The 13023-nt window shown below is 64.5% G+C and carries 10 protein-coding genes; 6 read left to right on the top strand and 4 right to left on the bottom strand.

The features are described 5' to 3' along the window. Window position 1: 1 nt before the first annotated feature. Both CGZ66_RS27345 and CGZ66_RS27340 read right to left on the bottom strand, forming a co-directional pair. Window positions 2-1006, bottom strand: a complete 1005-nt coding sequence (locus tag CGZ66_RS27345) for an asparaginase (RefSeq protein WP_095089962.1) — start codon at window positions 1004-1006, stop codon at window positions 2-4. A 124-nt stretch (window positions 1007-1130) separates the two neighbouring features. Further along, window positions 1131-2297: an acetyl-CoA acetyltransferase gene (locus tag CGZ66_RS27340; protein ID WP_095089960.1), complete on the bottom strand. Its 1167-nt coding sequence runs from the start codon at window positions 2295-2297 to the stop codon at window positions 1131-1133. A gap of 199 nt (window positions 2298-2496) precedes the next feature. Between CGZ66_RS27340 and betI the strand changes: the two genes are divergently transcribed. From betI to betB, 5 genes are read left to right on the top strand one after another with little or no spacing between them, the layout of a single operon-like run. Further along, a complete protein-coding gene (betI, locus tag CGZ66_RS27335; protein ID WP_095089822.1) occupies window positions 2497-3087 on the top strand; it encodes a choline-binding transcriptional repressor BetI in 591 nt (196 codons plus the stop codon). Then, window positions 3084-4613 carry a choline-sulfatase gene (gene betC / locus CGZ66_RS27330; protein ID WP_095089819.1) on the top strand — a complete coding sequence of 510 codons (1530 nt, stop codon included), beginning with the start codon at window positions 3084-3086 and terminating at the stop codon, window positions 4611-4613. Before betI ends, betC begins: the two co-directional genes overlap by 4 nt. Further along, window positions 4610-5620: a threonine/serine dehydratase family protein gene (locus tag CGZ66_RS27325; RefSeq protein ID WP_167392267.1), complete on the top strand. Its 1011-nt coding sequence runs from the start codon at window positions 4610-4612 to the stop codon at window positions 5618-5620. Before betC ends, CGZ66_RS27325 begins: the two co-directional genes overlap by 4 nt. 3 nt (window positions 5621-5623) lie before the next feature. After that, a complete protein-coding gene (betA, locus tag CGZ66_RS27320; protein ID WP_095089815.1) occupies window positions 5624-7276 on the top strand; it encodes a choline dehydrogenase in 1653 nt (550 codons plus the stop codon). Window positions 7277-7327: 51 nt separating this feature from the next. After that, complete coding sequence (gene betB / locus CGZ66_RS27315) at window positions 7328-8791, top strand: betaine-aldehyde dehydrogenase (RefSeq protein ID WP_095089813.1); 1464 nt, start codon at window positions 7328-7330, stop codon at window positions 8789-8791. Between the two features lie 7 nt (window positions 8792-8798). Here betB and CGZ66_RS27310 read toward each other — a convergent pair whose 3' ends face one another. Beyond that, window positions 8799-11039, bottom strand: a complete 2241-nt coding sequence (locus CGZ66_RS27310) for a mannose-1-phosphate guanylyltransferase/mannose-6-phosphate isomerase (RefSeq protein ID WP_095089811.1) — start codon at window positions 11037-11039, stop codon at window positions 8799-8801. A 50-nt stretch (window positions 11040-11089) separates the two neighbouring features. Next, window positions 11090-11989, bottom strand: coding sequence for a LysR family transcriptional regulator (locus CGZ66_RS27305; protein WP_095089810.1), 900 nt, complete (start codon window positions 11987-11989; stop codon window positions 11090-11092). A gap of 100 nt (window positions 11990-12089) precedes the next feature. Here CGZ66_RS27305 and CGZ66_RS27300 point away from each other — a divergent pair, with 100 nt between their 5' ends. Further along, window positions 12090-12977 (top strand): NmrA/HSCARG family protein, encoded by an 888-nt coding sequence (locus CGZ66_RS27300; RefSeq protein WP_095089808.1) that lies wholly within the window; start codon window positions 12090-12092, stop codon window positions 12975-12977. Window positions 12978-13023: the final 46 nt, after the last annotated feature.

The raw sequence follows: 13023 nt of genomic DNA, 5'->3' as shown, positions 1-13023 counted from the left end.
TTTAGTCCAAGGCCACCGTGGGCCTCAGCGCCCCGACCTTGGCCCCAATCCGGCTTTCAATCGGAGCGTTGGCCATTTCGAGCAGCTTCGCCGCCAAAGCCTCGTCCGCGCGCAGCAGCCTGGCAAGGACGGCGGCAACCATGGCTTCGCCGGCGCGGCCTGCACCGTCATCGCATTTGAGCGCGATGCCGAGGCCAATTTCCGGAATTGCGGCACAGTGAACACCTTCCGCGCCGCCTTTCGCAAAAATCCGCCCGGGCGCGGCCTCCATCAGAGCGACATCGGCACGGCCGGTGCCAGCGACAAAGAACGGTTCTGCCATGCAGGCGGTCATCAGACGCTTTGCGGCCTTGGCTCGCTCGGGACCAAAACCATTTGTCGTGGCCATACGGGCAAAGCCGAGGGCGAAGCTCCTGAGCGGCACCGCGTAGGTCGGGATCGAGCAGCCATCGGTCGCTCGTTCATCAGCACCATGGACAGCGCCCGTCACTGCCTGCATGGCGTCGCGCACCATCTCCTGCAGGGCGTGCTCCGGCTTGACATAGCCGCGATGCGCAATGCCGGTGTGGACGCAGGTGCAGAGGAAGCCGGAATGCTTGCCGGAGCAGTTGTTGTGCAGCGCGTTCGACGACCCGCCGGCGCGGGCAAGCGCAATCTCCGCGTCATGACTGGAGGGCCAATGCGCGCCGCATTCCAGCGCTGACCCGTCCAGCCCGGCCCTGGCCAGCATGGAACGCGCCAACTCCACATGCGCCGGCTCGCCCGAATGGGAGGCACAGGCAAGCGCCAGTTCTCTGTTGCCGAAGCCGTACGCGTCCGCCGTGCCGCTTTCGACCAGCGGCAATGCCTGGATCGCCTTGACCGCGGAGCGCGGAAACACCGGCTTCGAGGTGTCGCCGATCTCCAGGACCGGCTTGCCGTCGGCATCGAAGACCGCGACGGCACCGCGATGGGCGCTCTCGACGATCGCGCCACGCAAGACTTCGATCAGAACCGGATTTGTCATGAACCCTCCCGCTTGCGCATGACCTCGAAGATCGGAACCGATCTTCGAGGTCATGCGCAGAATCAAAGTGTTACAGCGTCCTTTGCGCGCCTCAAAAGGCGCGCGGCGCTGTAATGCGGGCGGTTTATCTGATCCGGTCGAGAATGGAAACGTAGTTGGCGACCGCTGCGCCACCCATGTTGAAGATGCCGCCGAGTTTCGCGCCCGGCACCTGGATGCCGCCGGCTTCGCCGACAAGCTGCATGGCGGTCAAAACATGCATGGAAACACCGGTGGCGCCGATCGGGTGGCCCTTGGCCTTCAGCCCGCCCGATGGATTGACCGGCAGGCGGCCATCCCTGGCGGTCTCGCCGCTCATGGCGAGCTTTGCCCCCTCGCCCGGCTTGGCCAGGCCCATCGCCTCATACTCGATCAGTTCGGCGATGGTGAAGCAGTCATGCGTCTCGACGAAGGAGAGATCGTCGAGCGTCACGCCGGCATTCTTAAGCGCCCTGCCCCAGGCCTGTTCGCAGCCTTCGAAGGTCAGGATGTCGCGCTTCGACATCGGCAGGAAGTCCTGCACATGCTCGTTGGCCCGGAAGGCAACGGCGCGGCGCATCTTCAGTGCCGTCGCGGTGTCGGCAAGGACAAGGGCCGCGGCGCCGTCGGAGACCAGCGAGCAGTCGGTGCGCTTCAACGGGCCGGCAACGAAGGGGTTCTTTTCGCTTTCCTGGCGGCAGAACTCATAGCCGAAATCCTTACGCATCTGCGCGTAGGGATTGTCGACGCCGTTCTTGTGGTTCTTGGCGGCAATCATCGCCAGCGCGTCCGACTGGTCGCCATAGCGCTGGAAATAAGCCTGCGCGATCTTGCCGAAGACGCCGGCGAAACCCGCCGGCGTATCGCCATCCTCAGGCAGATAGGAAGCCTTGAGCAGGTTCTTGCCGATCTCGGGGCCGGGCGTCGTCGTCATCTGCTCGGCGCCGACCACCAGCACGATGCGGGCAGCGTTGGCATCGATGGCACGGATGCCTTGCCTGACCGCCGCCGAACCGGTGGCGCAAGCGTTCTCGACGCGCGTCGCCGGCTTGAAGCGCAGCCGGTCGTCGGCCTGAAGCACCAGGCTGGCGGTGAAATCCTGCGCCGAAAAGCCGGCGTTGAAGTGGCCGAGTACGATCTCGTCGACCTCGTCCGGGCCGATGCCGGCATGGTCGAGTGCGTCGGTCGCCACCTTGACGATCAGGTTTTCGAGCGTCTCGCCCTCAAGCTTGCCGAAGCGCGAATGCGCCCAGCCAACGATGCATGCGGTCATGGCGGTCTCCATCCTTGGCGCCAGCCTAGCATGTGGGCTCATGGCGCACTTCGCCTTTATTGTTCAAATATAAACAATCGTGCCCGCGCCGGGAAGGGCCGGAACCGGACAATCGCTTGGTGCAGGCTAGCGACCACCGATTTTTTTGTTGATTGACCCGTCAATAAAAAATAATCCTGCTTCAAAGGACCCTAGCGAGATGCCGAAAGTCGGAATGGAACCCCTGCGCCGCAAGGCGCTCATCGACGCGACGATCTCGGCGATCGGCGAACGCGGCTCGCTCGACGTGACCATGTCCGAGATCGCCGGCCGCGCCGGCGTGTCCTCCGCTCTTGCCCATCATTATTTTGGCGCCAAGGATGAGCTGCTGCTGGCGACGATGCGTCATATCCTGGCCGAACTGACCATCGACATGCGGCGCGCCCTTGGTGCCGCCGGCAGCCCGCGCGAGCGCGTTTCTGCGGTCGTGGCCGTCAACTTCTCCGAGCTCCAGTTCCAGCCGGAAACCATCGCCGCCTGGCTCGCCTTCTATGTCGAGGCGCAGAAATCGGCGGCGCTGCGCCGGCTGCTCAAGGTCTATGCGCGGCGCCTGCACTCCAACCTGTTGAGCGGGCTGACCGGCATCCTGCCGAGAGCCGAGGCCGATCGCGTCGCCGAAGCGACCGCGGCGCTGATCGACGGGCTCTACATCAGGCGGGCGCTGAAGGACGGCGTGCCCGACGCCGCGACCGCGATCGCACTGGTCGAGGACTATCTCGAAACCAAACTCGGTGGACGGCAGACACAGTGACAGCCAAGCGACCCAATTTCCTGATCGTCATGGTCGATCAGCTCAACGGTACGCTGTTCCCGGATGGGCCGGCGGACTTCCTGCATGTGCCACATCTCAAGGCACTGGCCGCCCGCTCGGCGCGCTTTGCCAACAACTACACAGCCTCGCCGCTTTGCGCGCCAGGGCGGGCCTCGTTCATGAGTGGGCAACTGCCGTCTCGCACCGGGGTTTATGACAATGCCGCCGAATTCGTCTCGTCGATCCCGACCTTCGCCCATCATCTGCGCGCCGCCGGCTACTACACCTGCCTGTCGGGCAAGATGCATTTCGTCGGACCGGACCAATTGCACGGTTTCGAGGAGCGGCTGACCACCGACATTTATCCGGCCGATTTCGGCTGGACGCCGGATTACCGCAACCCCGGCGAGCGCATCGAATGGTGGTATCACAATCTGGGTTCGGTGACCGGCGCCGGCGTCGCCGAGACCACCAACCAGATGGAATATGACGACGAGGTCGTGTTCCTGGCCACGCAGAAACTCTTTCAGCTCGCGCGCGAGCAGGACGATGCGGACCACCGGCCCTGGTGCCTCACCGTTTCGCTGTCGCACCCGCACGATCCCTATGTCGCGCGCAAGCAGTATTGGGATCTCTACGAACACTGCCAGGCTCTGGACCCGGAAACCGGGTTCATTGCGCATGACGAGCAGGACACGCATTCGCAGCGGCTGTATCACGCCAGCGACTATCCGTCTTCCGAGATCACCCCTGAACAAGTACGTCGTTCCCGGCGCGGCTATTTCGCCAACATCTCCTATGTCGATGACAAGCTCGGCGAGCTTCTGGACGTCCTGCAGCGAACGCGCATGCTCGACGACACCATCATCCTGTTCTGCTCGGACCATGGCGACATGCTCGGCGAGCGCGGCCTGTGGTTCAAGATGAGCTTCTTCGAAGGCTCGGCGCGGGTGCCGCTGATGATTGCCGGCAAGGGCGTTCGCGCCGGGCTGATCGAAGCGCCCGTCTCCAATCTCGATGTGGCGCCGACGCTTTGCGACCTCGCCGGCATCGACATCGGGGCGATCGCACCGTGGACCGACGGCCAGTCGCTGCTGCCGCTCACCGAGGGCACTGAGCGCACCGCGCCTGTGTTGATGGAGTATGCGGCGGAGGGCTCCTGCGCGCCACTCGTTGCAATCCGCGACGGCAGATACAAATTCGTCCATTGCGAGCTCGACCCGCCGCAACTGTTCGATCTCGAGACCGATCCGCTCGAGCGAGACAATCTGGCCGGCGACCCGGCCAATGCAGACTTGGTGGCGGCATTCATGAGCAAAGTCCGCGCGCGCTGGGACATGGCCGGCTTCGACGCCGCCGTGCGCGAAAGCCAGGCGCGCCGCTGGGTCGTCTATCCGGCGCTACGCAACGGCGCCTATTACCCATGGGATTTCCAGCCGCTGCAAAAGGCGTCGGAACGCTACATGCGCAATCACATGAACCTCGACAATCTCGAGGAGAGCAAACGGTATCCACGAGGCGAATGATGGCAGACCTACTCGTCCCCTCTCTCGACCATCTCAGGCAGGCCTATGCCGTCACCTCGCGGGCGACACAGATCACGCCGCTGCTGGAATCGGCGGCACTTGCGCGCGAGACGGGCGCCGCCCGCGTGTTCATCAAGCCGGAATCGCTGCAGTGGGCAGGCTCGTTCAAGATACGCGGCGCCTATTGGCGGCTGAAGCAGCTTTCGGCCGAAGAGGCGAAGAAAGGCGTCGTCGCCTATTCCTCCGGCAATTTCGCGCAAGGGCTGGCGGCGGCCGGCCAGGCGCTTGGCATTCCGGTCACCATCGTCATGCCGATCGATGCACCCGTCGCCAAACGCGACGCCACCGCAGGTTATGGCGCCCGCGTCGTGCTGACCGACCATGGCGAGCGCGCGCGTGAGGAAGTCGCCGCCGCCAAGGCGCGCGAAATCGCCGAGACAGAAGGACTGGCACTGCTGCATCCGTTCGACGATCCGGAGATCGTCGCCGGCCAGGCGGGGGCCGGCCTCGAAGCGCTCGACCAGCTTGCCGCCAAGGACGCCAGCGCCGACCTTTTGTTCTGCTCGGTCGGCGGCGGCGGATTGATCGGCGGCGTTTCGCTCGCCTTCCACTATCTGTCGCCGGCCACCGAGATCATCGGCGTCGAGCCGGAAGGTTTCAACGGCATGGGCTCGTCGCTGGCGCATGGCAGCATCGAGACGATGCCGATCGGCCCGAAGTCGATCTGCGACGGGTTGATGTCACGACGCCCCGGCGACGCTCCGTTCGCGGCGGTCAAGACCGCCGGCGTTCGCGGCATCACCGTCGACGATCAATCGGTACGGCGCGCCATGCGCATCGCCTTCGAGCGCATGAAGCTGGTGCTCGAACCGTCGGGGGCCGCCTCGCTGGCGGCGCTGCTCGGCGGCAAGGTGGATGTAAAGGGCAAGACCGTGCTCGTGATGGCAACTGGCGGCAACGTCTCGCTCGCCGATTTCATCACGCATATGAACGATGGGCTGAAATGAACCATGCTTGAAGCGGATTTCGTCATCATAGGCTCCGGCTCGGCCGGCTCGGCCATAGCCTATCGGTTGTCCGAGGACGGCAAGCATTCGGTGATCGTCATCGAATTCGGCGGCACCGATATCGGACCGCTGATCCAGATGCCGTCGGCACTCTCGATCCCGCTCAACATGAGCCTCTACGACTGGGGCTTTGCCAGCGAGCCGGAGCCGCATCTCGGCGGCCGCGTGCTGGCGACGCCGCGCGGCAAGGTGATCGGCGGTTCGTCCTCGATCAACGGCATGGTCTATGTGCGCGGCCATGCCCGCGACTTCGACCATTGGGCCGAAGAAGGTGCGACCGGCTGGGGCTTTGCCGACGTGCTCCCCTACTTCAAGCGCATGGAGGACAATGACCGCGGCGAGGATGGCTGGCGCGGCCATGGCGGGCCATTGCATGTACAGCGCGGCTCGCGACGCAATCCGCTTTACGGCGCCTTCGTCGAGGCGGGGCGCCAGGCCGGCTTCGAACTGACCGACGACTACAATGGCTCCAAGCAGGAAGGCTTTGGGGCGATGGAGCAGACCATTCGCGGCGGCCGCCGCTGGTCGGCTGCAAGCGCCTATCTGAAGCCGGCGTTGAACCGCAAGAATGTTAGCCTGCTCAAGGGTTTCGCTCGCCGGGTGATCATCGAGAATCAACGCGCCATCGGCGTCGAGATCGAAGCTCACAAACAGATTCAGGTCGTTAAGGCGCGACGTGAGGTGATCGTCGCCGCATCGTCGATCAATTCGCCCAAGATCCTGATGCTGTCGGGCATCGGCCCGGCCGAGCATCTGAGGGAAAACGGCATAGAAGTGGTGGCCGACAGGCCCGGTGTCGGCCGCAACCTGCAGGACCATATGGAGCTCTACATCCAGCAGGAATCGACACAGCCGATCACGCTGAACTCGGTGCTCAACCCGTTCTCGAAGGCGCTGATCGGGGCGCAGTGGCTGTTCTTCAAAACCGGGCTAGGCGCCACAAACCATTTCGAGGCAGCGGCCTTCGTGCGCTCGCGCGCCGGTGTCGACTATCCCGATATCCAGTACCACTTCATCCCGGCGGCGGTCCGCTACGACGGCAAGGCGGCAGCGAAGTCGCACGGCTTCCAGGCGCATGTCGGGCCGATGCGGTCGAAGTCGCGCGGCTCGGTGACGCTGCGCTCGCCGGACCCGAAATCGAAGCCTGTGATCCGCTTCAACTACATGTCGCATCCTGACGACTGGACGGAATTCCGCCACTGCATCCGGCTGACCCGCGAGATCTTCGGCCAGAAGGCGTTCGATGGCTACCGCGGCAAGGAAATCTCGCCGGGCAGCTACGTGCAGTCGGATGACGATCTCGATGTCTTCATCAGGGATCACGCCGAGAGCGCCTACCATCCTTGCGGCACCTGCAAGATGGGCCGCGCCGACGACATGATGAGCGTCGTCGATCCGGAATGCCGGGTCATCGGCGTCGAGGGATTGCGCGTCGCCGATTCCTCGATCTTCCCGCGCGTCACCAACGGCAACCTCAATGCGCCGTCGATCATGACCGGCGAGAAGGCTTCCGACCACATTCTGGGCCGCACGCCGCTGGCGCCGTCCAACCAGGAACCCTGGATCAATCCGCGCTGGCAGGCGTCCGACAGATAGAGCATGATCCGGCGAACGTTCCGACCAAGCGAAGACGATTTGGAGACCTCCATGCGCGCCCAGCCCACGGCATCGCACTATGTCAACGGACGCTACATCGACGATGAGCAAGGCGCGCCGCTGCCGGTCATCTATCCGGCAACCGGCGAGACGATCGCCATGCTGCGTTCGGCGACGCCGAACGTGCTGGAACTCGCCGTCGAGGCCGCGCGTGCCGCGCAGCCTGCCTGGGCGCGGCTGAAGCCGGTCGAGCGCGGACGCATACTGCGCCGCGCCGCCGACATCTTGCGCGCCCGCAACGCCGACCTTGCCCGCATAGAGACGCTCGACACTGGTAAAGCGATCCAGGAGACGCTGGTGGCGGACGCGCCGTCGGCCGCGGACTGCCTGGAATATTTCGGCGGCGTGGTTGCCGCCTACAATGGCGAGGCGATAGACCTCGGCGGGCCCTTCGCCTACACCCGGCGCGAGGCGCTCGGCGTCTGTGTCGGCATCGGCGCCTGGAACTACCCGATCCAGATCGCCGGCTGGAAATCAGCGCCGGCTCTGGCCATGGGCAACGCCATGGTGTTCAAGCCGTCGGAAAACACGCCGCTGTCAGCGCTCGCGCTGGCCGAAATCTACAGCGAGGCCGGCCTGCCCGATGGACTGTTCAACGTCGTGCAGGGCTATGGCGATGTCGGCGCTGGGCTTGTCGGTCATGATGTCGTAGCCAAGGTCTCGGTGACCGGCTCGGTGCCGACAGGCCGCAAGGTGCTGTCGCTGGCCGGTTCGAAGATGAAGCACGCGACGATGGAGCTTGGCGGCAAGTCGCCGCTGATCGTCTTCGACGATGCCGACATCGAGAATGCCATCGGCGGCGCCATGCTCGGCAATTTCTATTCGACCGGCCAAATCTGCTCCAACGGCACGCGGGTCTTCGTGCAGAGCGGCATCCACGACCGCTTCGTCGAACGGCTTGTCGAGCGGACGAAAAAAATCCGCATCGGCGATCCGCTCGACCCCGAAACCCAGGTGGGGCCGCTGGTCTCCAGAGCGCAGCATGAGAAGGTGGTCGGCTATATCGCGGTCGGCAAGCAGGATGGCGCAGTTCTGGCCTGCGGCGGCAACGTGCCTTCGCTGCAGGGGTTCGACGGTGGCTTCTTCGTCGAACCAACGGTCTTCACCGGCGTCACCGACACGATGCGCATCGCCCGCGAGGAGATTTTCGGGCCGGTGATGAGCGTGCTGAAGTTCGACGGCGAGGACGAGGTGATCGACCGCGCCAACGACACCGAGTTTGGCCTTGCCGCGGGCGTCTTCACGCGCGACCTGCCGCGCGCCCATCGCGTCATCGCCGAGCTGCAGGCCGGCACCTGCTGGATCAATGCCTACAATCTGACGCCGGTAGAGATCCCCTTCGGCGGCTTCAAGCAGTCCGGCATCGGCCGCGAGAATTCGCTGGCGGCACTGGCGCTCTATTCGCAGCTGAAGTCGATCTATGTCGAGACCGGCGACGTGGCCAGCCCCTACTGAGCCTAGCCTACGGCGCCTTCTGCGCCGTGCTGTCCAGATACTGGGTCAGCGCACAAACCAGGTGGTAGAAAATGCTGGCCGGCACATCGGTCGCCAGCGAGCGGCCGCGTTCATCGATGCGGTCGATCCACAGGCCGAGCGGCGCCGGGTCGATGTGCCAACGGAACAGGCGGCCAACGCGTTCCTCGATTTCGGGCTTGAGGTCGGGCCCGCCCGAGCCATCCAGCGCAATCGCCGCCTTGACCGCTTCGGCCTGCGGCCAGCTGCGGGAGACGCGGTCGAGCGGCAGGCCTTGCCTGGAGACGGCGCCATAGGCAAGACCGGTGGCGCGGTTGAGGCCATTGGCGATGGCCGAGGCATAGAGTTTTCGGGCGAAGCCGCTCAGTTCGGACTGGCCGCTGCGCCCGGCGAAATCGACCAGCAGGGAGGCCCATTCGAAGTGATGACCGGGCTCGGTCCAGGCCCCCTTCTCGCCGGCGGACGGTTTCCATTCGGCGTCGAAATATTCGCCCAGGGTCCAGCTTTCGGCGTCGAAGAAGTGGCTGCGGAACAGGTCGATGATGCGCGCCGCACGGCGCAGATGGGTGCGCTCGCCGGTCGCCTGGTACCAGGCGAGAAACGCCTCGAGCAGGTGCATGTGCGGGTTGGAGCGCCGCTCGCCCTCCCCGTCCGATGTTTCGAGGAAGCCAGTCAGGCGGCTGTCCTCGAGATATGTGTCGAGAAAGGCTAAGGTTTCCTGACCAAGCCGCAAGGCGTCGGGATTGCCCGACATATGCGCATGCGCCAGTGCCAGCAGCACGCAGGAATGATCGTAGGCATCCTCAGTGGCGTCGGCCACGGAGCCGTCGACGTTCAGCGTGCGCACCCAACCGCCTTTGTCGGTGCGGCCATTTTTGGCCACGAAGTCGATGCCGTGGCTGATCAGCCGGTCGGCCGGACCGTCCCAGCCGCGCGCTTTGGCGACGGCGAAGGCATAGACCTGCCTTGCCATGGTGCGCATGCGCTTGGGCTTCATCAGCGGTGAGGCATCAAGGCCGAGCGCTTCGTGAAAACCGCCATGACGCTCGTCGACGCCCGATGTCGACCAGAGCGGCAAGGTCTCCTGAAACAGCCAGTGATGCACGCGCCGTCGCCAGGCGCCGCTTTCGATGACGCGGTCATGCGCCGGCGTGAACCGGGTTTCCAGCCGCCCCGATTTCTCGAGCTGTTCGACGATCTTCTTGACGTGCTGGCTGTGGCTGACCGGGGCGACGAAGGTGGCGTCAGTGGTCGAGACGATGGCGACGTCCTTCATGCCGATCGCCGATAGCAGGCGCCCGTCGCTGCGGATGTAGGAGTTCTCGCAGTGAATGGCGACGACATCGCCGATGACGACATTGCCCTGGTCGTCGGCAGGGCCGACATCGAGCAGCGACTGCCAGGAGCCGAGATCGTTCCAACGGAAGCCGGCTGGCACCATGGCGATGTCTTTCGCCCGCTCCATGATGGCGTAGTCGATCGAGTTCGACGGGATGGCCCCATAGAGTTCCAGTGGCATATAGAGACCGGACAGATCCGATGTCGCCGCTCTGTAGGCCGCTTCCGTGGCCTGCCAGATGTCAGGTTGGAACGCCGCGAAGGCGTCGCGCATGGCGCCGGCGCGAAACAGGAAGATGCCGGTGTTCCAATAGAAACTTCCGGCCTGGAGATAGTTTTGCGCCGTCGCAAGGTCCGGCTTTTCGACGAAGCGCGACACGTCGAAGGTGCCGCCGCTTTCGGCCGCGACTTCGATATAGCCGTAGCCGGTCTCGGGCTGCGTCGGCTTGACGCCAAACACCACCAGCCGGCCGGCGCGCGCTGCCTCGGTACCGGCTTCGATACTCCGCCAGAATTGGCGCGGGGTGTTGATCTCGTGATCCGACGGCACCACCAGAACCAGGCTGTCGCCGAACTCGGACAGCGTGCGTAGCGTCGCCAGCGCGACGGCGGCGGCGGTGTTGCGACCGGTCGGCTCGAACAACGGCCCGCCGCCGGCGAGATCGAGGCCGGCAAGGTCGGCGCGGACGCGGTCGGCATGACGCTCCGAGGCGATCAGAAAGATGGGCGTTTCGCCCTCTGGTCTCGCCGTGAGCCGACGCAAGGTCTTGGCCAGCATCGAGCCATCGCCGGACAGATCGTGGAACTGCTTGGGATTGTCCTCGCGCGACAGCGGCCAGAGCCGCGAGCCGATGCCGCCGCTCATGACAAAACTAACGATCCGCTCGGTCATTCAGGTCTCGCGCTCAGAGGCAATTGGTGGCCGGTGCTACTACACAAGCCTTAAGCGGTGTTTATGCCCTTGGAAATGCGTTTGGATGCAAGCTCGATAAATGCCTTGACCAGGGGCGATAGGTGGCGGCTGCTCGGATAGAGGGCATGCAAGCCGCCGGCCGGTGTCGTGTAATCCGCGAGAACGTGCCGCAGTCGCCCCTCCTTGATCAGCCCCTCGGCCATCGCCTGGGGCAATTGGGCGATGCCGAAGCCGGCGAGCGCGGCCGCAACGACCGCCTGCATTTCATTGGCGGCAAACCGCCCTGCCACCACGACCGTTTCCTGGCCGTGTGGCCCTTCCAGCACCCAATGGGCGCCTGAGGTCGAAGCGCCTGCGATGACGCATTGATGGTGCGTCAGGTCCGCCGGGCTTTGCGGCGTGCCGTGCCGGGCGAGATAGTCCGGGCTGGCGCCGAGCAGCCGGTGCGTGGAGCCGAGCTTGCGGGCGATCAGTGTCGAATCCTGAAGCATCCCGGTGCGGAAAGCGAGGTCTATGCCGTCCTCGACCAGGTTGAGCCTGTCGTCTGTGAGGCGGAGTTCGACATTGGTCTTCGGATACATTGCGAGAAAGTCGACCACGGCGCGGATCAGGAAATGGCCGCCAAAGCCGACCGGGGCCGAAATGCGAATCGTGCCCGACGGCTCCGCCCTCGCCTCCGCCAGGCGCAGATTTGCCTCCTCGATGGTGCGCAGGCCCTGGCTGCTCTGCTCATAGTAGAGACGCCCGGCATCCGTCAGGTTGAGGCTACGTGTCGTGCGCTGCAGCAGGCGGACGCCGACTTCGCGTTCGAGCGCGGCAATTCGGCGGCTGACCGTCGTCTTGGGCATGGCGAGCAGCCGCGCGGCAGCGGTGAAGCTGCCGGCTTCGACGACGCGAGCGAACACGACGATATCGTTGAGGTCGATCATTGTATTCAAAATTGGGACGACGTTTCCCAATTATAGTCAATTATGCATCAATTCGAAAGACCCTAACTTTGCTGCAGCCAAACAAGAAGGAGCAGACACCATGGCCAGCAAACGAAACATTCTGGTGACCGGCGCTACCGGCCAGCAAGGCGGCGCGGTTGCGCGCGCATTGTTGTCCAGGGGACATCGCGTCAAGGCCCTGACGCGCAAGCCGGACAGTGACGCCGCACGCCAACTGGCGTTGGCGGGCGCCGAGATCGTGGCCGGCGATCTCGCTGACGCAGCCTCTGTCGTCAGGGCCGCAAAAGACGTCGAGACCATGTTCCTGATGGGCAACAGCTATGAGGCTGGCATGCAGGAGGAAACCCGCCAGGGGATCATCGCCGCAGATGCCGCCAAGGCTGCCGGCGTCGGACACCTGATCTATTCATCCGTTGCCGACGCCGACAAGAAGACCGGCATCCCGCATTTCGAAAGCAAGTATCTGGTCGAGAAGCATGTCGTCGGGCTTGGTATCCCCTACACGATCAGCGCGCCGGTCGCCTTCATGGAGAATGTTGTCGCGCCATGGTCGATCGGCGCGCTCAGCCAGGGCACTTATGCCTTCGCGATGCCTCCCGAACGCGTCCTCCAACTGGTCGCCCTGGCGGACATTGGCGGCTTCGTCGCCGCCTTGGCCGAACGGCGAGAACAGGCGTTCGGCAAGCGGTTCGATTTCGCCGGGGACGAATTGTCGGGTGAAGAGCAAGCGAGAATCCTGTCCGAGGCCATCGGTCGCCCGATCCGCTATCAGGAAATCCCGCTCGCCGTGGCGCGCCAGCAAAGCGAGGATGCGGCCCTGATGTTCGAATGGTTCGACTGCGTCGGCTACGACGTCGATATCGCCGCCTTGCACAAGGATTTTCCGGAGGTCCGCTGGCACAGTTTTGCCGACTGGGCGCGAGCGTTCGACTGGAGCGCCCTGGAGCAGACCGCTTCCGCCGGCTGAGTACCCTGTCGCCGACGGTCTGCGTTGCTGCGACCAGGTCCCGAAG

The sequence above is a fragment of the Mesorhizobium sophorae genome, assembly GCF_002270415.1.
In the GTDB taxonomy this organism is placed as follows: Bacteria; Pseudomonadota; Alphaproteobacteria; order Rhizobiales; family Rhizobiaceae; genus Mesorhizobium; species Mesorhizobium sophorae.
The sequence above is the reverse complement of the archived record's forward strand: the minus strand, read 5'-3'. Positions and strand labels throughout refer to the sequence as shown.

What these genes read in the sequence shown, in the direction of transcription:
- CGZ66_RS27345 (WP_095089962.1), bottom strand. Translation starts at nt 1,006, where the DNA reads ATGACAAATCCGGTTCTGATCGAAGTCTTGCGTGGCGCGATCGTCGAG.
- CGZ66_RS27340 (WP_095089960.1), bottom strand. Translation starts at nt 2,297, where the DNA reads ATGACCGCATGCATCGTTGGCTGGGCGCATTCGCGCTTCGGCAAGCTT.
- betI (WP_095089822.1), top strand. Translation starts at nt 2,497, where the DNA reads ATGCCGAAAGTCGGAATGGAACCCCTGCGCCGCAAGGCGCTCATCGAC.
- CGZ66_RS27325 (WP_167392267.1), top strand. Translation starts at nt 4,610, where the DNA reads ATGATGGCAGACCTACTCGTCCCCTCTCTCGACCATCTCAGGCAGGCC.
- betA (WP_095089815.1), top strand. Translation starts at nt 5,624, where the DNA reads ATGCTTGAAGCGGATTTCGTCATCATAGGCTCCGGCTCGGCCGGCTCG.
- betB (WP_095089813.1), top strand. Translation starts at nt 7,328, where the DNA reads ATGCGCGCCCAGCCCACGGCATCGCACTATGTCAACGGACGCTACATC.
- CGZ66_RS27310 (WP_095089811.1), bottom strand. Translation starts at nt 11,039, where the DNA reads ATGACCGAGCGGATCGTTAGTTTTGTCATGAGCGGCGGCATCGGCTCG.
- CGZ66_RS27305 (WP_095089810.1), bottom strand. Translation starts at nt 11,989, where the DNA reads ATGATCGACCTCAACGATATCGTCGTGTTCGCTCGCGTCGTCGAAGCC.
- CGZ66_RS27300 (WP_095089808.1), top strand. Translation starts at nt 12,090, where the DNA reads ATGGCCAGCAAACGAAACATTCTGGTGACCGGCGCTACCGGCCAGCAA.